The organism is Psychromonas sp. SA13A (genome assembly GCF_011378715.1).
Classification (GTDB): Bacteria; Pseudomonadota; Gammaproteobacteria; order Enterobacterales; family Psychromonadaceae; genus Psychromonas.
The window spans coordinates 509776-532381 of the sequence record NZ_WTKU01000001.1 but is presented as its reverse complement, the minus strand read 5'-3'; the positions used below and the strand labels follow the sequence as shown (position 1 = coordinate 532381).

The window sequence follows — 22606 nt, the reverse complement described above, 5'->3', positions numbered from 1 at the left end:
AACATCATGACTTTATAGTCATGAAATAGATCTTTAATTGTGTCACCTGAATAAGCTTTTTATTGCAGTGTTTCCATTAATACTTCCCAACTCACCTCAGGTTCCGGCATTTTTTGCGATGGAATCACTAACCAGTTCTGATCCTGTTCTCGCTTTGCAATGCTAAAGGAAAATGGGTAATAAAGTGATAAACCAATGCGTAAGTCCGTCACAATCAGCCGACCTTGGCGCTCACTAAAGCTCAATAATCCATCACTAAACCATTCTAAGCGTTGTAACTCTGTTGATTTAAACTGCTTGGTCAGTGAACGGCCCGTTGCAAAGGCTTGCCATTCAGTGTTTTGAATATTTAAAACACTGCTGAAGGTTTCATAATATGTATCATCTTGATAGCTAATAATCCGCCATACAAAGATATTAAAGGGGGTTGGTGAGATAAATACCTGACTATTTTTAACTATTGGATCAATAGTTAGCTTTTGTTTTAAATACCAAAATTGTGCCTGGCCTAGTATTAAGTAAGCGCAACTAATACACAAAACAATGCTATTTATTTTGTACCACTTTAATGTGTTTTTTTGCAACCAAAGCCCTAAAACTGCGATTAATAATGGCAAAGTATAAAGAGGATCAATAATAAAAATACTTGACCAAGAGGTGGGTTGTACCGGGATAGGCCACCACAATTGAGTGCCATAACTGGTAAATGCATCTAATAACGGGTGTGTGATTAAAGGTAATAATATGGTCAGAAATAATGATTTTTTATAGGCTTTCCATTGTGGTCTAAAGTATAAAGCAAGCCTATATAAAAACACGCTGAGAGCACTTAATACGATCAAGGAGTGACTGAAACCACGGTGAAAAGTAAAGTTATCAATAGCCGTTTGATAGCTGATTAACACATCTAAATCTGGCAGTGTACCTAAGATAGCGCCAGCAAGCAGCACCTTACGTCCAAAAGGTTTGAAACCAACTGCAGCTGCAACACTTGCCCCTAGGGCTATTTGAGTTAAGGAATCCATAATTACTCTACATGTTCATCGTAGAGTCAGTGTAATGCAACTGAGGCTAATAACAAATCAAATTGGGTAGTGTTTAATTTTTGAAAAAATGAGATGGGTTTATTATTTGAATCCAAGTTTAGTTTTTAAGCCAGTAACTTTTATTAAGTAAACTCTGTAAGTATTAACTTTAAACCTGACCACTAAATCAGAATAGCGCCGCTATTATCGTGTATTTCTACTTAACCATCTGCCAATCACTAACGATGGCTTCGATTCTTTTTTGATCAACATAATAGTAACGGCGCTGTTTATTATAAATTAATTTACCTTTGAACCTTTGAACCTTTGAACCTTTAATTACACTATTCTTTTTCAGTTTTTTTACTCTTCTTTGAAGTTTGAATTCAAGTGAAAAGTGTTATTTAAAATCATTTAAACGCTTTAAAATAGCTTCAAATATATTGGGTTCTATGTTTTTTTCAATGTCATCTAACTGATTATTTTTAAATATTTCACTTAAAAATGCACATAAATAAGTTAAAGGGGCATGCGAAAATAGCTTTGGATTCGCTAAGTAATCATTACCTCTATGGTTCATCCAAGCTGCATTGTCTTGCTGATCCATAAAATGGCTGCGTGACATAGTGCTATGTAGTTTCTCCAAAAGTTGGTGATAATCAAAATTATCACGTTCAAAGTCGTTGCTGTAAGAAGCAATTAAATTGATAGTCCTTTGCTCAGGTAAAATATTAAGTTGATGTAGATTGCTCATAGTAGACTCCTCTATTCATTGGACATTCAATTATTTTTATTACTGAAATCACCTATTACAGAGCCACTACACTTGCCGTTCGCTTAATATGTAAAAAATAAAACGCTATATAATAGAAACTAATAAGCAATACGAGGCTAATAACGGTAACTTATATCCACTATTTTTTAGTGGTTATGAAGTAAGTATAAAGGATATTTTTTATAGATTCATGACGATATACTAATAATTTGATTATTATTTTGTGTTTTTTGTGTGATCTATTACTAATTGTTTTATAGTAAGTTTCTGATACTTTGAATCATAAAATTTTTGATTTATACCGATTGTCTTAAGTAGGTGCTCAAAATTTAACAAACAAAATAAAGCACTTAATTACTCTGGTTGGTATTAGGAGTCGATATGCTATTGAAACACATTGAAGTAGTGGGGTTTCGTGGAATTAATCGCTTATCCATTAATATGCATGAGTTGAGTGCGTTATTAGGTGAAAATAGCTGGGGTAAATCGAGTTTATTCGAAGCACTCTCTCTATTTTTATCGGGTGCCAAAAAAAGTTATCACTTCACCTTAGACGATTTTCATCGACCCCCTATTTCCGACCTACCGATCATTAACCATATTTATCTTATCTTTACTTTTAAAGAGCAATACCCTGAAGAGTCTTTACAACGTCACTTTGCTAGTATCAGCGATGCCTGGGTAACATTACCCGATCGAAATAAATACATTATTTATCAAGTAGACGGCAGTGTGGACAGTAGCGGGGAAGTCTTTACGGACAGACACTTTTTAGACCAAGAGGGGCATCGTAAACACTTCTCACAAAGTGATTTGAATAATTTGGTGAATGAATTTATATCTTTTGTGCCTGTATTAAGATTAGGCAGTGAGCAAAATGATAGTGGTCAAGCTTACCGTCCAGTTAAACATTTATTAAATAGCCATAGAGCACGTTCTGAAGCGCGTATTAAACGAATTTTTCAGCGTATTACAAGTTCGTCACAGCAATTATCCGAAGTAGAATTAAAGAAAGGGTGTGATTCAATTGTGTATCTTTTTGATCATTATCTATGCAAGCGCTATGGTGATTTACCCAATTACCCTAATGATGAAAAACTAAGATATGTGGATCACAGCTTTTCCTTTAACGCATTAACGCGTTTTAATGATCTATTAAAGGATGGGCATAAAACAGATCGCGCCATGCTGCTGCTGGTATTAGGACAATTCTTAGAGGAGCGAGGAGAGCATTTATTTCGTCGTGGGGCGACGCCTATTTTGTTATTAGAAGAGCCTGAAAATAACTTACACCCAGTTAATTTAGCTATCACATGGCGTTTCTTTTCCTTGTTACCAATGCAGAAGTTAGTCAGTACTAATTCTGCACAGTTATTATCATTTTTCCCATTAAGTCGCATTCAACGTTTAGTGCGCAAAACGGATAAGATAAAAAGCTATACGGTTAATCGTAAACATTACTCTAATAATGACCTAAGGCGTATTGCCTTCCATTTGCGAATGAATCGCCCACAAAGTCTATTCGCACGTGCTTGGTTATTAGTTGAAGGGGAAACTGAAACTTGGTTGTTAACTGACTTAGCGAGGTTATGCGGACATCATTTATTAGTTGAAGGGATACAAGTTATTGAATTCGCACAATGTGGTTTAAAACCATTGATTAAATTAGCACAGGATTTAAATATTGAATGGCATGTGCTAACCGATGGCGATAGTGCAGGACAAAAATATGCAAGTCGAGTCAAGGACATGTTAGGCGAATCGGATTCTATCCATACTCGTTTAACCCTATTGCCAGCACATGATATTGAACATCTATTTTTTGAAAATGGTTTTGAAGAGGTTTACCTAAAAGCCGCAAATTACAGTAAACAGGACTTAGAGAGACTAAATGCCAATAAGGTGATTGAAAAAGCGGTGCACAAATACTCTAAGCCGGGTTTAGGGATTGCTATTGCTGAAGCGGTAGAGTTGCAAGGAGTTGAATCGGTCCCTCTGTTACTAAAACGCCTTTTTTCCCGATTGGTAGGTATGGCGCGCAGTCAATCGGGTTAAAAAATAGCACTTTAAAACAGACGACAATTGCACTGTTGTGATTATTCTCAGACTACGCAATTGAAGTTACTTAATGTTTCATTATTCTGTGATGGGATCCGCTAGCTGATAAGTTAATGAATGCTTTTTATTGCTAATAATTAATGTTTCATCATCAATCATAACATTTGCCCAGTGAGTTAATACTTCACTAACATCCATCTCTACATCATTTTTTAATGGTTCACACATTTTTCGTGTATTACCCATATCATCAATACGTAATTGATTATTGCTAAATTCAGCCATTCCAAAAAACTGATTACAACCTAAATTACCAGAACTTTTGTTAGCACTGTCTATATGTAATGAACTGTTAATAATGGTGGCTAATTGAATGTTATCAACGTGAGTCAACTTCCAATTATGCTGTAGTTGTTCAACGTTTACTTTTTGTGGTTCAATTTGAGTCTCAGAAGAGCAAGCTCCAAGCGCCATGATACTTGCAGTTAGTATCATCATTTTAACGGTTGTCATAATTATGTAATCCAGTGGGTATAAATTTTTACGATATAACATCAATTAACCTACTGGAATGAACGCAGCCTATAACTCGCAGTAGGTGATAATTGAAAATTAACTATTTTTATTACTTTTTATTGCTTCGTTTGACACTTTTAACACCAGTTAGTTTCTTAATTTGTCGCATAATACGTGACAAATGTACTCGGTTAATAACTGTTAATGTCACATTAATCGAATAAATTTGATTAGTGACTGCAGTTGTCTGTAAGTCCACTACATTGGCATTACTCTTGGCAATTACATTAAACATTCTTGCTAAACCTGCTTTATGATTTACCATTTGAATGCTCAAATCACTTGAGTATTCATATTGATTCATAAAGTTCATGTCCCATTCGACAGCGATATACTTATCTAGTTCATTTTCAAACCCAATTACATTATGACAACTTTTAATATGTACAACTAAACCTTTACCCGAGCTCGTATGAGCAACAATTTGATCGCCTGGCAATGGCTTACAACAGTTGGCATAGGACAGCATAATATCTTCAGCGCCCTTAATGGCACTTTGTCTAATTTGCTGTTTATGATGAGACTCAGTTAACTCGTCGGCATTACCACGTAAACGCCTTGCGATGATAATACTTAACAGTTTTCCACTGCCGATAGCATGTAATAGATCGTTGAAACCATCTAAATGATGATCGGCAATGACTTTATCAATATTCTCCTGTGGAATATCCGTCAAGTTGGTCGCATTCAGCGCTTGTTTTAATAAGCGTCTGCCCATTGGAATAGTGGTTGATTGTGGTAATTGCTTAAGATAATTACGCACACTGTTTCGCGCTCTGTGGGTAGCTGCGAAATTTAACCATTCAGGGCTTGGATTAGGCTTTTTAGCGGTAATAATTTCAATTGTTTGTCCGCTTTCTAATTTTTGGCTTAATGATGAGTACTCATTGTCCACTTTTGCACCAATACAGTGATGACCTATGTTTGTATGCAAGGCATAGGCGAAATCAACCGCGGTGGCTAATGCCGGTAAAACAATGATTTTACCCTGTGGCGTTAATACATGAATATCATTTTTACCTAACTCTTGTTTAATATTTTCTAATAAAACAACGGAGTTAGTATTCTGGTCTTCTTGCTCTGTTAAACCTTGGAACCAATTACGCGTTTGTAATTGAGCGGCTATATTAGAACTTTGTGCGCTTTCTTTATAACTCCAATGAGCTGCAATACCATGCTTAGCAACGGCATCCATATCTTCAGTACGAATTTGGATTTCTATATTCACACCTTCATGGGTAATAAGCGTAGTATGCAATGATTGATAACTATTGGTTTTAGGCAGCGCAATATAATCTTCAAAATATTCTAATTTAGGTTGGTACAAATGGTGTATTTGCCCTAAAACACGATAACAAGTATCTAAATCTTTAACTATGATACGAAATGCATAAACATCCATTACATCATGGAATTGACAGCCTTTCTTACGCATTTTCTTATACAAACTATAAAGATGTTTTTCTCGCCCAATCACTTGTGCATCAATTGACATCGACTCAAGTTGCTCAGAAATTTCATCACAAATACTGGCGATAAAATCTTTACGATTACCACGTGCTTTGGTGATTGCTTGTTTTAATACATGATAACGTGCTGAATTTTGTGCTTTGAAGGCTAACTCTTCTAATTCATTTTTTAAGTGATGTAAACCAAGGCGGTTAGCAATAGGTGTAAATATTTCAAAGGTTTCTTGGGCAATACGTTGACGCTTATCTAATCGAAGTGAATCCAGTGTACGCATATTGTGTACGCGATCCGCTAGTTTTATCAACATTACTCGGAAATCTTTAGACATCGCAATTAACATTTTTCTGATGTTTTCAGCTTGTGCTTGTTCGCGATTCTCAAAATTAAATTTATCTAGCTTAGTAACACCTTCAACCAGTTGCGCGACATTTGGATTAAATGCGTCGGAAAGTTCTTGATGGGTGGTATCAGTATCTTCTAATACATCGTGCATTAATGCTGCTGAAATAGCCTCATAGTCTAATTTCATAGCTGCAAGTATTTCAGCCACTGCAACGGGGTGAGTAATATAAGGTTCGCCACTTGCTCTTTTCACACCATCATGTGCTGCATATGCATAATGATATGCACGTTCGACAAAGGCACATTGCTCTTCTGTCATATAGGTTTGAATAGACGCTTTTAGTGTTTGAAACATAAATATCACTTTCCTTAATTTTAGTGCTACTTTAGTAGCATAATCGCTGTTTAATGAGTTTCAAAGTGTTTAATGCTATAAAGTAACAAATAGCTTTTAAATACAACCAGCCCAAAGTTTTAACTGCTTTATCTCTTGCGGCCATAAACTTTCATCAGTTGTTTCTAAAACTAATGGTATGTGGTTAAAACGACGATCTTTCATAATAAATTCAAAGCATTCCCAACCAATTTCTCCAGCACCTAAAGGCGCGTGGCGGTCAACTCTGCTAGCAAAAGGGACTTTACTGTCATTAATATGCATCGCGCGTAAATATTCAAATCCGACAATATCAGAGTAAGCTTGAAATGTAGCTTCAGTTGCTTGGTGGCCACGTAAATCATAGCCCGAAGCAAAAGTATGGCAAGTATCTATACATACTCCAACACGTTGCTTATCTTCTACTTGCTCAATAATCGTTGCAAGTTGCTCGAAACGGTAGCCTAAGTTTGTGCCTTGCCCTGCAGTGTTTTCAATCACGGCTGAAACAGAGGTTGTTTGTTGTAGAGCAATATTGATTGACTCTGCAATACGTTTTAAACAGTCTTCCGGCGTCGCTTTTTTAAGATGGCTGCCTGGATGGAAGTTTAATAATGTTAATCCTAATTGTTCACAGCGTTGCATTTCGTCTAAGAAAGCAGCTCTAGATTTTTGCAAAGCTTCCGCTTCCGGGTGACCTAGATTAATAAGGTATGAGTCATGGGGTAATATATTATTGCTATTAATGTTATAACGCTTGCAAGCCGCTTTAAATTTGCGAATGGTATTTTCATCGAGAGGTTTTGCTTCCCAGCGACGTTGGTTCTTGGTGAATAGTGCAAAAGCTGTTGCGCCGATATCATGGGCATTTTTTGGGGCGTTAAAAACCCCTCCTGCAGCGCTTACATGCGCACCAATGTACTTCATTAATAATAGCCTAAAATTTGAATGGATAACGAGTATATACTTAAACTACACCAAGATACAGATTCACCGTTAGGCGTACGTGTTAGAATAAAAACTATAACAGGGGGCTTATTTTAGTTCGCTATCATTGATGGATGTTAATGGGTATCGACTAATAACGTCACTGAAAGAGAGGTAAAAAATGTCTTGTGAATTTTGTGCCACAACACTGATTAAGCAAAAACTAGGTCGTTGTAAGCAATGTATGTGGATTAATTTTATATTGTTGGCGCTGACAGCAAGCATTTATTATTGGATTGATATTAGTGCATTACAAGCGGTGCAACGTGTTGCTTTAATCATGTTTCTAGGTAGCTTAGTGTTATTGATGTTAGCGCATTTAAGTGCTTGGAGTTTCTATCGCTGGAAAGGCAGTAAAGATCTTTAATAGCATAAGAGATAAAAAACTTTAACTACATAACTTACATAACTTACATAACTACATAGCTACATAACTTACATAACTACATAGCTATATAACTTCGCCCTGCACTTCGTTTATAGCGTCATGGTTGTTAAGGTGGAAAGTTGTTAATGTGAAAAGTTGTTAAAGTGAACTGTTTTTGAGGTAAGCAAGTTGTTAAGTTAAGCTGTATTTAAGATAGGCGGTTTTAAGGTAAGTAGACACAGCCTAAAATGGCATCTCGTAGTGCACCAGTCACTGCTTTTAAAGGTACCGTCTTTTCTATTATCCGCTGTTCAGCTAACCAAGCAAATGCTACTGCTTCTACATACATAGGATCAATTGCTAAAGCCTGTGTCGTTTGTACTTTATGACCTGACATTAAGTCTTTTAAACGTTGCATTAATAATGGGTTAAGTGCACCACCTCCACACACGTAAACATTACATGCATCACTTTGTTGCTTTATTTGGTCACAAATTGTCACCGCAGTAAATTCTAATAGGGTACGTTGTACATCTTCTTTAATTACTACGAGCGAGGTTAATTTTTGTTGTAACCAGTTTAGGTTAAACTTTTCTCGGCCAGTACTTTTTGGTGCGCTTAATACAAAATAAGGGTCGTTTAATAAAGCACTTAATAAGTTTTGATTAACTTTACCTGTGACGGCAAACCAAGCTTCTTTATCAAAGGCTTGTTGGTGATGTAAATGAACCCACGCATCCATCAACATATTGCCAGGGCCTGTATCATAGCCAAAAGCATGTTCAGTCCCATTGAGAATACTAATATTAGCAATGCCACCAATGTTGAGGATCACACGTTGTTGCTTTTCCTGTGCAAATAAAGCTTGATGGAAAGCAGGCACTAACGGCGCACCTTGACCCCCGTAAGCCATGTCCATTCTTCTAAAATCAGCTACACAGGGGATCTGTGTTTTAGCTGCAATTAAATTGCCATCACCAATTTGTTGTGTGAAGGCATATTGAGTATCGGGAGAGTGGAAAATAGTTTGGCCATGGCTGCCAATAGCAGCGATATTAGTGGCTTCTATGTTGTTACTTTTCAACAGTTCAAGCACTGCTTCTGCACAAGCTAAGGCAAACTGATGGTCGACTTCCCCTAATGTTTGTAAGGTCACTTTTTTTTCATTACAGATGGTGAGTAATTTTTCGCGTAATGATGGCGCTAGTGCTATCGCGGTGCCGGCGACTTGTTCAAAGCGAGTTCCTTGGCGCTGACATAAAGCAACATCGATGGCATCTAAGCTAGTGCCAGACATTAAACCAATATAATAAATCGGCTGTGTTGGCAAAGATCTTAGCGGGTTAGATGACACGCGAGAACTGCTGTTGACGTGCTTTACTGCGTAGGTAAACATCAAAACACATACAGATGTTACGTATCAATAATTGCCCGGTTGATAAAACTTGAATTTTTTCAGTATCAATCACCACAAGCTGATCATCGATAAAGGTCTGTAATAAAATGATATCTTCTGCAAAATAGTCTTCAAATTGGATATTAAATTGCTTTTCAATGTCACGTTTATTTAATTTAAAATTACAGATCAATTGTTTGATCACCTCACGACGAATTAAATCATCTTGATTCAGTGCGACACCACGCCATTGTGCATGACCTAATTCTTCAACTTGTTGATAATAATCACTAAGCTTCTTCTGGTTTTGCGAGTAACAGTGGCCAATCTGACTGATTGCGGACACACCCAACCCTAATAAATCGGCGTCTTCTTGAGTGGTATATCCTTGAAAATTTCGATGTAAAATACCTTTTTGCTGCGCGATAGCTAATTCATCATCGGGTTTAGCAAAGTGGTCCATACCAATAAATTGATAACCTGATGCGGTCAAAAACTCGATAGTATGTTGTAGCATGGCCAATTTCTCTGCAGGTTTTGGCATATCATCTTCATTGATCTTGCGCTGTGCCGCAAAAAGACTTGGCATATGTGCATAGTTAAAAATGGATAAACGTGCAGGATCTAGGGCTAAGACTTTCTCTAGCGTGAAAGCAAAGGTTTCTTTTGTTTGTAGCGGCAGTCCATAAATCATATCGAGATTAGTAGATTGAAACCCTTGTTCTTTGGCGCGAGTTAAAAGTTGCTCAATGAAATCTTCATCTTGCTCACGATTAATTACTTTTTGAACGTCTTTATTAAAATCTTGAACCCCTAAACTAAGACGATTAAAACCCTCTTTTGCTAAGTGGTCGATAGTACTCAATTCTATTTCACGTGGATCAACCTCAATACTTAACTCTGCTTGTTCTGAGAAAGTAAAATGAGTGCGTAATAAGGTCATTAATCGTGTAATTTGCGGTGGTAATAAGAAAGTGGGAGTGCCACCGCCCCAGTGAAGTTGGCTCACTGTGCGATTTTTGAAGTGAACTGCTTGGTTTGCTATCTCTTTTTCTAAATAATCTAAGTATTTGTCTGCTTTTTCTTGGTGACGAGTGATTACTTTATTACAACCACAAAAATAGCAAAGCTTATGGCAAAAAGGGATATGGATATATAAAGATAAAGGGCGGTCGGGATAGGTATCCGTTGCTTGAATTAAATCTGCATGTTCAAAGCTTTCAGCAAATTCCAACGCTGTTGGGTAGGAAGTATAACGAGGACCGCTATAATTATACTTTTCAATTAGGGCCTGATCCCATACAAGCTGCTGCATTTTCAACTCTCTTTATTATTTTGTAGGTTAGAAACGCAATAGTAGCATCGCTTGAAGCGAGTTATATTGCGTTATATCAGTCCATCTGACAAAAAGTATATTTAAGTTATTGTTTATACTATGCTCATTAGCGATACACCTTTATACCAAGAGTCTATTCATTTCTCGGCTAGGTGACTTCTCACCTTGAATGGTAAAGGCTATAGAATAGTAAACTCTGCTAATTTTGCACTTTCTTTAATGATATCTTCTTCAACTTCTACTTCAAATAATTCGCGTTTAATATCCATTATTTTAATTTCTTTTACTGGATAACTCTTCCGCTCATCATGGGTTGGCATGTCTTTTACTTTTTCATACATAGCCGTCAAAGCTGGGTAAGTAGCCGCGATATCAATGGGTTTTGACAGTTGTAATGTTTCTAATAATACCGTTAAACGAATAGCAGCTTCCGATACATTGCATTGCTTTTGTGTAGTCGCTTTAGCGATAAAGCGAATACTTTCAACAATGTTATTGTTTCTATCTTCAATCTTCTGCTTTTTTGTTAACTCTTGTTGTTGCTCAAGTTTCAAAGCCTGTACTTTTTGCATTTTTAATTTATTGAGCAACATGCCAGCATAAAAAGCCAGAGCAAGTACTATCACAACCGCTAAGGTTGCTAATATCATCATCATGTCCATGTAGGGTTTCGCCTATCTAAATTCATCTAAAGCTGAGCTTGCATCTTCAAATTGCTGTAACAAGTCTTCTTCGCCTTGGTCATCAATCCAACCTAATTTCTTCATTAACTCTTGGTGGCGCTTCATCTGTTTATCAACCCAAGTTTGGTCTTCTTTTGATAAAGCTTGATCCGTTTCCATTTGCTCTAATAAATCATTTAAGCGTTCATTATTTTCAAGCTCTGAAAGTTCTTTTTCCGGTGATAACTTAGGAGCTTCTGGAGCTTGTTGTACTGTGCTTTTAATGACTTTCGCTTTGGGTTGTAATTGAACCTTTGGCTTAACAGCTTCTTGAGGTTGATCATTACTTGTTAAGGCAATTGGTTTTTTACTGCCAATACGTTTATCGTTATTGGCTTGTCGCTGATTTTTTTGCGCGCTTTGCTTTGATTCAACGGCATTACGGTTACCAGCTTTATTACCTTTTAATTTATCTTTACGTTTTTTATCGCGTGAAGCCTGAGATTGTGAAGACGTTTCTTTTCTGCTGCCATCAAATTTAGGCTCAGAGTTACCTGCGCTACGGCTTTTTTTAGTACGAGACATGTTTAGTTACCTTTTATATCGATCATAATGTATGGCTACGGATAGCATTTTTCAACATCAATGATAGCGGTGCTATTAGCACCAAAATGGGGGATGTTAGTGTTGCGCAGAATAGCAGGTTTATAAAACTTAAAAAAGCATATAAAAAAAGGCATATCTCGAAAAATATGCCTTTTTAAGCGATTTAATCAGAAATGATTAATGTAACGCTGAAATATATTGAGATAATAATTCGATATCAGCGTCGCTTAACTTAACTGAGATATCTTTCATCATACCATTGGGTGCATTGTGGCGAAGGTTGCTACGGAATTTTTCAAGTTGAGATTTTAAGTAAGCTGGATGTTGCCCTGAAATTTTAGGGAATTTAGCAAGCTCTAAACCATTACCTCTAGGACCGTGACAAGCTGTACATCCTGGGATACCGCGATCTAAATCACCACCCATGTAAAACTTCTTCGCTGCTTCTGCCACTTCTGGAGAAACGGTTTCAGGCGTCATTGTTTGAGAAGAAAAATAAGCGGCTAAATCTTCCATATCCTGCTCTGAAAGCCCAGCTACCATACCTGCCATGATAGGATCTTCACGATCACCACTTTTAAACTCTTGTAATTGTTTTACAAGATAAGAGGCATGTTGTCCTGCTATTTTTGGATATAGATTTGATGGACTATTACCGTCAGCGCCGTGACAAGCTACACACGTCGTTGATTTAGTTTTCCCTGCTTCTATATCGCCTTGTGCTTGAGCTACGTTAATAAAACCCAATACTGCGATGACTGCTACTAATAATTTATTCATAACTATCCAATCTAATTCTTAAAGTTTGTTAATTTAGGCGTGCTACAATGTGCGCAAATAAAGCTTGTGTAGTTTACACAAGTTTTCAGTAAAGTAACAATTTTGCTACACAAACATATGAGGCATATCGTGGAATTTCCAAAAATACATTTTCAAAAAGCACATTTTTTAATTAGTGCGCCTGATATTCGCCATTTAGATAAGCATTTACCGGTGGAAAGTGGTATCGAGGTCGCGTTTGCTGGTCGTTCTAATGCAGGTAAATCTAGTGCATTAAATCGCCTTACTCGTCAAAAAAGTTTAGCAAGAACCAGTAAAACTCCTGGTCGTACGCAATTAATTAACGTATTTGAAATCGAAGAAGGTAAAAGGCTGATCGATTTACCTGGTTATGGTTTTGCAAAAGTACCATTAGCAATGAAGCTAAAATGGCAAAAATCGCTGGGTGAGTACTTGCAAGAAAGAGAATCTTTAAAAGGCTTAGTGGTATTGATGGATATTCGCCATCCTTTTAAAGATTTAGATCAACAGTTAATATTTTGGGCTATTGATGCGAATATTCCGGTGTTAGCGTTACTCACTAAAGCAGATAAATTAAAACAGGGCGCACGTAAAGCAACATTGTTAAAAATGCGTGAAGAAGCTGAAAATTTTGAAGGTGATGTGCAAGTTGAATTATTCTCATCTTTGAAAGGGTTAGGTGTTGATGTATTAGAGCGTAAAATAGCGCAATGGTATGGCGAGCATGACTTACTAACGGCAACAGAAGAAGAAATTGAAGTAAATACCGATCTGGATTCAGAGCAGACAACAGGTATAGTTGAGTAAATCAGATATCACTGGGTAAAACCGGTATAACTTAGTAAGCTCGATACAGTGAAGTAAATCCGAACACTGCCGTTAGATTATCTTCGGCAGTTTTCATGTGCTTTATCGTCGTTTTTATATAACCCAAACTGACTAAGAATTCATACAAGCTCGATAAGGTATTCTCATCACAAAGTGCGCGCCGGGCGACGAGGGCATATATTCAATTTCTCCTTTAAACAATTGAGTCACAATATTATAAACAATATGCGTGCCTAAACCACTTCCTCCAGATCCTTTTTTAGTTGTTACAAATGGGTCAAAGATACGCTCTGTCATGTCTTCTGGAATGCCTCTACCAGTATCTCGATAATCGATCACAAGCGTTGTTTTCTGCAATTCAATATCAATAAAAATCTGACGTTGATCATCCCATTGTTGAAAACCATGGATCAGAGAGTTAATGATTAAATTAGAATAAATCTGTACAAAACTTCCGGGGAAACTATAAATAACAAGGTCTTCAGGACAAGTTATGGTAATCGTGGTTTGGCTTTGTTTGATTTTATACTTTAACGAAGTAACGACCTGTTCGATATTTTCTTTTAATTTAAAGGTATAACAAGCCTCTGAAGATTGATCCACAGCCACTTGTTTAAAACTATTAATCAAATCAGCCGCGCGTTTTAAGTTGCTGTGTAATAACCGACCCGATTCTGAAAAACGTTCAATCAAACCTTGTAAGTAAAAGTCTGAAAGTTGACCATCTGCAAGTTTGCCTTTTAGACCAGCAATCTCTTCCTGTAGCGCAGTTGCAGTGGTAACGCTAATACCAATTGGGGTATTAATTTCATGAGTGACACCGGCAACCAAACTACCTAAAGAAGCCATTTTTTCAGATTCTACTAATGTCTGTTGGGTGCGTTTTAGCTGTTCAACGGTTTGGATCATTTGGCTATTACTGGCGGTTAAAGCCGCTGTTCGTTTAGTGACTTTTTCTTCAAGTTGGTCATTAAGCAGCAGCATCTCTTGCTCTACTTGTTTTTGTGGTGTGATATCGTGACCAAATCCAATCAAATACTTAATATCCATGCCTTCATAAAAAGCGGAAAAGGTCCATAATAGCGTATTAACTTCACCCATTTGATCGTGCATCTCGATTTCAATACCCTGTAAGGGTTCGTTCTCTGCAAGTTTGTCTAGTAGCTCTTGTTTACGGCTTTCTGATACAAAAATATCTAACCAATTCTTTTGGTTTAACTCTTCCTGTGAATATCCCGTCAGAATAACCGCCGCAGGGTTTATAGTGGATATTTTAAAGTTAGCATCTAGACAGCAAATAATGGTACTTGATGAGTTGATTATGGTGGCTGAGAAGTCTCGCTCTTGTTGCAGTTCTTTGATGGCTGTTTCTTTGTCGGTGAGTTCTGCCACAATACGTTTTTTCATTTTATTTAGTAAATAAACAAGTTCATCTAGTTCATCACTTTTCGATGAAATATAACGGTCGCGTCCATCTAATCTTAAATCTCTATTACTTGCACTGAGTTTAATATTGCGGGTATAAACGGCAATTTTATTAATATGGCGGATAACCATGTAATAAATAATCATTAATATACAAATGGATACGACCATAGTTTTAATGGTTTGCCCAACTAGGATCAATAACGATTTCTCGATTAAATTATCGTAAACTTGGTCTAAAGAAGCCGCTACAAACAAGGTACCAACGACTTGACCTTGATGTATTAGGTCAAACTTTTTACTAATATCGTAGTGCTCTTGGCTAGTACCTTGATGTGAAATCGCTACTTCGGTATTACCAACGACTTCCTGTACTTTTATGTATTGTATATAAGGCAAGTTCATAATGCCTTTACTCTGAATATCTATTTGTTCTTTATCAAAATTCCATAAGCTAACCGCGAGCGGCTGTATAAAGCTGGATCTGACCTGTTCAATACTATCTTCTATTTTTGCTCTATCTTGTTGATAATCTAATAATAATTGTAACAAGGTGATTATAATGGCTAGGGCGGTACTACAAATTAAAATATAAGAAAGTAAACGAATGGATAAGCTGCTTTTTATTTGAAGAGGAGGCTGCTCTGCTAAAGAAGTTATTTTATTTATAGGCATTAATATCAATCCATTGCTTAAATGTATGTCGAGAACTCTACGATATTTGTTACATCTATATCGTCATCTGACAGTGTCTACGTACAGTAAGCGGTGCAATTTTACTGTTGAGGGTAAAAAATATCAGTTAGCCTGAATTCAATACCTTGAATTTTATCATTTGTGACCGCATATTATCAGTTCCTTCTCAGATAAGATGAATGCTATGACTATAACAAAAGACTCGAGCTTAACAAAAACCGATGGCCTTCCTTTTTTCAGTCAGTTGAAGATTGATGAAATCGAACCCATTGTCAAACAAACGATTGCAGATAATAAAGCATTAATCGAACAAAAGTTAGCAGAATTAGATACTTATACCTGGGACAATTTTGTAGCCGTATTAGATGAAGCAGATGATCATCTTGGAAAACTATGGTCACCAGTGTCACATATGAATGCAGTGGTTAGTAATGATGAGTTACGTGCTGCACATGATGCATGTATCGGCCTATTTTCAGAGTATGGTACTTTTGTCGGTCAACACCAAGGTCTGTATGAAGCTTATTTAAGCATAGCCAATAGTGCAGAATTTGCTGAATTAAAAGATGAACAGAAAAAAGTAGTTGAAAATGAACTGCGTGATTTTAAATTAGCAGGTATTGCATTAAGTGATGATAAGAAACAACGTTACGGTGAAATTAAACAACAACTTTCACAGTTACAATCTTCTTTTAGCAACAATGTAATGGATGCCACCATCGCTTGGAGTAAATTGGTTACTGATCTAGACACTCTAGCAGGCCTACCAAAAACAGCGATAGCAGCAGCTAAACAAGCCGCACAAGAAAAAGAGCTAGAAGGCTATTTATTTACATTAGATTTTCCAAGTTACTTAGCTGTGATGTCATATGCAGAAAATCGTGAATTACGTAAAGAGGTTTACACCGCCTTTGCTACACGTGCCTCTGATCAAGGCCCTAACGCCAACGAATTTGATAATAGTGAAAATATTGAACAGATATTATCGTTACGACATGAACTTGCTCAATTATTAGATTTTAATGACTTTGGTGAATATAGCTTAGCAACAAAAATGGCTGAAAAACCATCTCAAGTTATTGATTTTTTAACAGAGCTGGCGGATAAATCAATACTGCAGGCGAAACAAGAGCGTGACCAAGTATTTGCTTTTGCACAACAAAAAGACGGACTAGATAATTTACAAGCGTGGGATTTAAGTTATTACGCTGAGTTATTAAAACAGCAACGTTACAACATATCCGACGAACAATTACGCCCTTACTTCCCCGAGAGTAAAGTTGTCTCTGGGTTATTTGATGTTGTACATCGTCTCTTTGATTTAAATATTAAAGAGTTTAAAGATGTTGATACTTGGCATAAAGATGCGCGTTTCTTTAAAATATTTAACCGTCAAAAAGAGCATATTGGTAGTTTCTATTTAGATTTATACGCGCGTGCACACAAACGTGGCGGTGCTTGGATGCAAGATTGCCGTGGGCGTCGTCGTAAAGTGGATGGTAGCTTGCAACTGCCTGTCGCTTATTTGACCTGTAACTTTAATAAGCCAGTTGGTGATCAAGAAGCATTGTTTACACACAATGAAGTGGTCACGTTATTCCATGAATTTGGTCACGGTATTCACCATATGTTAACTAAAGTTGAATCATCAGGTGTTTCGGGTATTAGTGGTGTGCCTTGGGATGCAGTCGAGTTACCAAGCCAGTTCTTAGAAAATTGGTGTTGGGAGCCTGAAGCGTTAGCCTTGATTTCTGGCCATGTTGATACCGGTGATACATTGCCTGCAGATCTATTGCAAAAAATGCTAGAAGCCAAAAACTACAACAGTGCATTACAAATGGTGCGTCAGCTTGAGTTCTCATTATTTGATTTTATTCTACATAATCAATACCAAGTGGGTGAAAAAGGTCAAGTTGAAAGAGTGTTAGCAGAAGTACGTTCTAAAGTAGCAGTCATTGATGCGCCTGACTTTAATAGATTCCAACATAGTTTTAGTCATATCTTTGCTGGGGGTTATGCAGCAGGTTATTACAGCTATAAATGGGCTGAGGTATTATCGGCAGATGCCTTCTCTCGCTTTGAAGAAACGGGTATTTTTAATGCAGAGACGGGACGTTCGTTTTTAACTAATATCCTTGAAAAAGGCGGTAGCGAAGCACCAATGGAATTGTTTAAAGCCTTTATGGGACGCGAGCCATCAATTGATGCGTTATTACGTCATTCTGGTATTAAATAACGTTAAATCGCTTTAAACGAGTAATAAAAAAGGGCTTGAAGTGAATCACTTACAAGCCCTTTTTCTAGGTGTTATATTACTCTTATATCACTTAGTGTTTACCACTCAATACCAGCTTGTGCTTTAACACCATCTTTAAAGGCATGCTTTTCAGCTAGAATAAGACTATAAGTATCAACTGCATCGATTAACTCTTGCTTTGGACCACGGCCTGTTAATACCACATTCATATTTTTAGGGCGATTTTTTAGCGCATCTAAAGTTGGTTGAATCTCAAGATATTCATACTTAAACATATAAGTAATTTCATCTAATATAACTAAATTATATTGTTCATCAGCCATTAATTCAGCCGCTTTGTCCCAGGCTTTTTTAGCACTATCGATATCTTTTTGTCTGTTTTGAGTTTCCCACGTGAAACCGTCACCCATAGTGAACCAATCCACATTGTCGTGGCTGGTGAAAAATTTCTCCTCACCGGTAGACATCGCACCTTTTAAAAACTGTACAACCGCAACTTTATGACCATGGCCAAGTGAACGCGCTAACATACCAAAAGCAGAACTACTTTTACCTTTACCTGGGCCTGCTAAGAGGATACTCACACCACGCTCTTCCTGTGCTGCTGCAATTTTTTGATCTTGTTTTTCTTTTACCGCTTTCATTTTTTTTAAATGCTTTTCTTCTGAAATTTTATCAGCAGCCATGTTTTTTCCTTATTGTTACTAAATAGGTGATGAATATAAACTTGAATGGTTCAGGTCTATAGATGGATCAATATACCCGTTACCAGTCAAGATGCAAAAATCAGCAAGATGTGAGGTGAACAGGTACAAGGCATAAAGGTTAAAACACCGTTGTGGTTTTAATTTGAATTTATTTTGGTCGAATCGACTAAAAACTTGATTCAACTATTGTAATCTACAATGTTTTCAATAAATAATGAAGTAAATACACTCCTCAGGCAGGTCGATTTTGGATCTCACTAGAAGCCATTTTTTAATAAGGGCATAATGAAAAAATTATTTATCTCAATACTTGCACTGTTTTTTATCTCATTAGTGAGTACCTATTTTGTTGGTGAAATGGTACAAACTGAATTTGAGAAGCAGGTGATACAGTCACAAAACAAACAAACACAAGTACAGTTGATTAGTTATGAAAAATCATTATTAACAGCACATGCGAGAATTAAAATCAGGATCCCAGTAGAAGGGCAAGGTGTGCAATATATCGTGATTGATTCTGATATTCGCCATTACCCGTATAAAGCGATAGCAAATAGTAAAATTAAGTTATTAGATTCGCATCAAGCTCAAAAATTGACACAATACTTCAAAACTGATCAGTGGTTATTCTCGACAGAAGAACTCAATTTATTAGGTAATGTCACAGGAAAAGTAACATTGGTTGCAGGGGCATTTAATAATCAAGTTGAAAGTTTGAATAGCGCACCGTTATTCTTTAACTATCAATATGATTTAAAAGATGATTCTGGTTCTTTTGATATTGATTGGGCTGGTTTTAGCGGCGCTATTTATGATGAAAAATTTGCTACGGATAATATCGCGATATCAGCGACTTTTTCACAGGTAAAAGATACTGATTTATTTAACTACCAATATCAGATGCATCTTGCTCAATTTAATTTCCAGCGTGCAGAGCAACAGTTACATCTTAAATCGGTACGTTTAGAAGGGAAAAGTGAAATAGGTCAACAGCAACAAACAGTTAATACAGTAAGTGACTGGCGCATAAAAGAGCTTAAAAACGGGAAGGAAATCTTCACTGATAATCATATTAAACTATTGTTATCAGGGCTTAATGTGGCAGCGCTACAAGACCTAAAATCGAGTTTAGAAAGGCCGCATTTAATTAAGCAGCAATTGGGACATGTTTTGAGCTTAGGAGGTAAAGTTACTTTACAAACACTCCGTTCAAATACGCCTTGGGGAGAGGTCAATGCTGACCTTGAACTCAATATTCAACGTGGTACAGGTCTCACCGAAGTAATGGATAACCCACTGGCTTTAATCGATTATAGCAACGGTGAATTAAATGTGAGTTTACCGGAAAAGCTAGCACAACAACCAAATGTTGGCGGATTCATACAAATGGGAATGGCTAGTGGTATCTTAAAACAACAGGATCAGCAGTTAACGCTAACCTCGAGTTTAGATAGAGGTGAGCTCAAGGTAAACGGGCAAGTTGTTCCTATGTAAAAGCTAAGGTTTATAAAGCGAGTGAAGAGACTGTAATAAAAAATATGTCACTCGCTTTATACTTATTCACGCTTTTTAGTAAAAACTAACGTAAGTATGGGTTGCTGACTTTTTCTCTGCCAATGGTAGTGGTTGGGCCATGGCCAGGAAAAACCACTGTCTCTTCAGGTAAAGTGAGTATTTTTTGTTTAATGCCTGAGATTAATTGCCCATGATCACCACGTGGAAAATCAGTACGGCCAATCGAGCCATTAAATAAAATATCACCCACGATAATTTGCTTGCTGTTTGCATCAAATAAAGCAACATGACCTGGTGTATGCCCTGGTACATGTAAAACGTCGAGTTTTATATCGCCTACTTCAATTACATCGCCTTCTTGTAACCATTGCGTTGGTAAAAAACTGCTTGTTTTAGGAAAAGAAAACATTTGGCTTTGCTGTTCGAGTGTTTCTAACCAAAACGCATCCTCTTTTTCTGGGCCTATAACGGGTACATTTAAGCGTTGCATTAATGGTTCAGTGCCGCCCACGTGATCTAAATGCCCATGGGTTAAGATAATTTTATCAACGGTCACTTGATGGTTTTTAATCGCGCTGATAATGCGTTCTACTTCACCACCGGGATCCACGACCGCTGCTTTTTTTGTTGTTTCACAAATGACCAAGCTACAATTCTGTTGATAAGGTGTAACCGGAATAACAACTATTTTCATTTTTCAGTCCTTAATAATGCAAAAGGCAACACTTGGTTGCCTTTTTATCAAACTCATTTTATCAGGTTATACTTGTGCTAAATGCTTTTTCTTAACTTCAACGGCTTTAGCAAGGTGAATATGGTTCATTACATGCACTAATGCCTTGGCAGAAGATTCAATAATATCCGTTGATAAACCAATACCATGGAATTTTTGTTCCTTGTAAGAAGCAACAATATCCACTTGTCCTAAGGCATCTTTGCCTTTACCTTTACTGCTAATTTTATAAGAGTCCATATTAATGTCTAGACCCGAGATGCGCATCAAACATTGATAAGTTGCATCGATTGGGCCGTTACCCGTTGCAGCTTCTACAACTCGTTTATCTTCACCAATTTGCATTACAACCGTTGCAGTCGCCACTAAGCCAGAGCCAGATTGAACGTTGATGCTTGATAGTTTGTAGTGTTCAGGTTCATTATCGATTTGGTTAAAGAACATTAACGCTTCTAAATCGTAGTCAAATACTTGGCCTTTTTTATCCGCTAACGCTAAAAAGCTAGTGTATAACTCCTCTAAATCATAATCTGTATCGCGGTAACCTAACTCTTGCATACGGTGTTGAATAACGTGGCGGCCAGAGCGAGAAGTTAAGTTTAATTTATTCGTTAAAATACCTACGCTTTCAGGGGTGATAATTTCATAGGTATTCTGTGCTTTTAACACACCATCTTGATGAATGCCCGATGAATGAGAAAAGGCATTAGCCCCTACAATCGCTTTATTAGATTGAATAGGCATATTACAGATTTGGCTCACTAATTGGCTAGTGCGTGCAATTTCAACGGGATTAATCTTAGTTGAGTAGCCCATTTTAGCTTTACGTGTATGTAAAATCATCGCCACTTCTTCCAATGAACAGTTACCAGCACGTTCACCGATACCATTCATGGTACATTCAATCTGACGCGCACCATTTTCAACGGCGGTAATAGAGTTCGCCACCGACATGCCTAAATCATCGTGACAATGTACAGAAATAACAGCTTGGTCGATATTTGGTACGCGCTCAAATAAGGTTTTAATAATACCGCCAAATTCACTTGGATAAGTGTAACCAACAGTATCTGGAATATTAATAGTATTAGCACCCGCTTTGATGGCTTGCTCAACCATACGGCATAAATTATCAATCGGTGTACGGCCTGCATCTTCACAGGAGAACTCAACGTCATCGGTAAAGTTACGTGCGTACTTAACAGCTTTCACAGCCATCTCTAATACATCATCAAATGAACGTTTTAATTTACTTTCTACATGGATAGTAGAGGTTGAAATAAAGGTGTGGATACGGAAAGCATCAGCAACTTTTAATGCCTGTGCTGCTGCATCAATATCTTTAGGCAAGGCACGAGAAAGGGCGCAGATGCGACTATTTTTAATCTCTTTAGCGATGGTTTGAACAGATTCGAAATCACCAGGTGATGAAATAGGGAAGCCTACCTCCATAATATCCACCCCTAAACGCTCAAGCGCAAAGGCAATCTGAAGTTTTTCTTTTACTGTAAGGCTTGCACTTAGTGCCTGTTCACCATCGCGTAAAGTGGTATCGAAAATAATTACTTGCTCAGACATAGAAATCCCTCTTATAGATAGTGGTTTATCGTGGCTATAAAAAAACCCGCGCAGTGCACGGGTTTTTAGAGTTTAACTGATATTGATTCAGAC

General features: G+C 37.1%; 19 protein-coding genes. 5 read left to right on the top strand and 14 right to left on the bottom strand.

The window, feature by feature from the left end; genetic code table 11:
- Positions 1-59: 59 nt before the first annotated feature.
- Together GQR44_RS02285 and GQR44_RS02280 are read right to left on the bottom strand one after the other, a co-directional pair.
- A complete protein-coding gene (locus GQR44_RS02285) occupies positions 60-1025 on the bottom strand; it encodes a metal-dependent hydrolase (RefSeq protein WP_166368794.1) in 966 nt (321 codons plus the stop codon).
- Positions 1026-1425: 400 nt separating this feature from the next.
- Complete coding sequence (locus GQR44_RS02280) at positions 1426-1779, bottom strand: hypothetical protein (protein ID WP_166368792.1); 354 nt, start codon at positions 1777-1779, stop codon at positions 1426-1428.
- Between the two features lie 402 nt (positions 1780-2181).
- On the opposite strand from GQR44_RS02280, the gene GQR44_RS02275 reads away from it, so the two are divergent.
- Complete coding sequence (locus tag GQR44_RS02275) at positions 2182-3855, top strand: DUF2813 domain-containing protein (protein ID WP_166368790.1); 1674 nt, start codon at positions 2182-2184, stop codon at positions 3853-3855.
- A gap of 81 nt (positions 3856-3936) precedes the next feature.
- Here GQR44_RS02275 and GQR44_RS02270 read toward each other — a convergent pair whose 3' ends face one another.
- The 3 genes from GQR44_RS02270 to nfo form a co-directional block, all read right to left on the bottom strand.
- Positions 3937-4371, bottom strand: coding sequence for an META domain-containing protein (locus GQR44_RS02270; RefSeq protein ID WP_166368788.1), 435 nt, complete (start codon positions 4369-4371; stop codon positions 3937-3939).
- A gap of 112 nt (positions 4372-4483) precedes the next feature.
- Positions 4484-6607 carry a RelA/SpoT family protein gene (locus tag GQR44_RS02265; protein ID WP_166369013.1) on the bottom strand — a complete coding sequence of 708 codons (2124 nt, stop codon included), beginning with the start codon at positions 6605-6607 and terminating at the stop codon, positions 4484-4486.
- A 90-nt stretch (positions 6608-6697) separates the two neighbouring features.
- Entirely contained in the window at positions 6698-7546 is an 849-nt protein-coding gene (gene nfo / locus GQR44_RS02260; protein ID WP_166368786.1) for a deoxyribonuclease IV, read from the bottom strand.
- A 181-nt stretch (positions 7547-7727) separates the two neighbouring features.
- Here nfo and GQR44_RS02255 point away from each other — a divergent pair, with 181 nt between their 5' ends.
- Complete coding sequence (locus GQR44_RS02255) at positions 7728-7973, top strand: DUF3624 family protein (protein WP_166368784.1); 246 nt, start codon at positions 7728-7730, stop codon at positions 7971-7973.
- 223 nt (positions 7974-8196) lie between these two features.
- Here GQR44_RS02255 and GQR44_RS02250 read toward each other — a convergent pair whose 3' ends face one another.
- The 5 genes from GQR44_RS02250 to GQR44_RS02230 form a co-directional block, all read right to left on the bottom strand.
- Positions 8197-9327: an anhydro-N-acetylmuramic acid kinase gene (locus GQR44_RS02250; RefSeq protein WP_346774309.1), complete on the bottom strand. Its 1131-nt coding sequence runs from the start codon at positions 9325-9327 to the stop codon at positions 8197-8199.
- On the bottom strand, positions 9317-10684 hold the full coding sequence (gene hemN / locus GQR44_RS02245) for an oxygen-independent coproporphyrinogen III oxidase (protein ID WP_205962932.1): 1368 nt from the start codon (positions 10682-10684) through the stop codon (positions 9317-9319). The genes GQR44_RS02250 and hemN overlap by 11 nt, the downstream gene beginning before the upstream one ends.
- 200 nt (positions 10685-10884) lie before the next feature.
- A complete protein-coding gene (locus GQR44_RS02240; protein WP_166368780.1) occupies positions 10885-11367 on the bottom strand; it encodes a DUF2489 domain-containing protein in 483 nt (160 codons plus the stop codon).
- Between the two features lie 12 nt (positions 11368-11379).
- Positions 11380-11952, bottom strand: a complete 573-nt coding sequence (gene yihI / locus GQR44_RS02235) for a Der GTPase-activating protein YihI (RefSeq protein ID WP_166368778.1) — start codon at positions 11950-11952, stop codon at positions 11380-11382.
- A 198-nt stretch (positions 11953-12150) separates the two neighbouring features.
- Positions 12151-12753: a c-type cytochrome gene (locus GQR44_RS02230; protein WP_166368776.1), complete on the bottom strand. Its 603-nt coding sequence runs from the start codon at positions 12751-12753 to the stop codon at positions 12151-12153.
- A 129-nt stretch (positions 12754-12882) separates the two neighbouring features.
- Here GQR44_RS02230 and yihA point away from each other — a divergent pair, with 129 nt between their 5' ends.
- Positions 12883-13581, top strand: a complete 699-nt coding sequence (gene yihA / locus GQR44_RS02225; protein WP_346774308.1) for a ribosome biogenesis GTP-binding protein YihA/YsxC — start codon at positions 12883-12885, stop codon at positions 13579-13581.
- 132 nt (positions 13582-13713) lie between these two features.
- On the opposite strand, the gene GQR44_RS02220 is transcribed toward yihA, so the two are convergent.
- A complete protein-coding gene (locus GQR44_RS02220) occupies positions 13714-15702 on the bottom strand; it encodes an ATP-binding protein (RefSeq protein ID WP_166368774.1) in 1989 nt (662 codons plus the stop codon).
- 205 nt (positions 15703-15907) lie between these two features.
- Here GQR44_RS02220 and prlC point away from each other — a divergent pair, with 205 nt between their 5' ends.
- Positions 15908-17959, top strand: a complete 2052-nt coding sequence (gene prlC / locus GQR44_RS02215; RefSeq protein WP_166368772.1) for an oligopeptidase A — start codon at positions 15908-15910, stop codon at positions 17957-17959.
- Between the two features lie 98 nt (positions 17960-18057).
- Here the strand turns inward: prlC and cobO are convergent, their stop codons facing one another.
- On the bottom strand, positions 18058-18666 hold the full coding sequence (gene cobO / locus GQR44_RS02210) for a cob(I)yrinic acid a,c-diamide adenosyltransferase (protein ID WP_166368770.1): 609 nt from the start codon (positions 18664-18666) through the stop codon (positions 18058-18060).
- A gap of 306 nt (positions 18667-18972) precedes the next feature.
- Here cobO and GQR44_RS02205 point away from each other — a divergent pair, with 306 nt between their 5' ends.
- Entirely contained in the window at positions 18973-20181 is a 1209-nt protein-coding gene (locus GQR44_RS02205; RefSeq protein ID WP_166368768.1) for a DUF945 family protein, read from the top strand.
- Positions 20182-20266: 85 nt separating this feature from the next.
- Here GQR44_RS02205 and GQR44_RS02200 read toward each other — a convergent pair whose 3' ends face one another.
- Together GQR44_RS02200 and leuA are read right to left on the bottom strand one after the other, a co-directional pair.
- Entirely contained in the window at positions 20267-20896 is a 630-nt protein-coding gene (locus GQR44_RS02200) for an MBL fold metallo-hydrolase (protein WP_166368766.1), read from the bottom strand.
- Between the two features lie 66 nt (positions 20897-20962).
- Positions 20963-22513, bottom strand: coding sequence for a 2-isopropylmalate synthase (gene leuA, locus GQR44_RS02195; RefSeq protein WP_166368764.1), 1551 nt, complete (start codon positions 22511-22513; stop codon positions 20963-20965).
- Positions 22514-22606 lie beyond the last annotated feature (93 nt).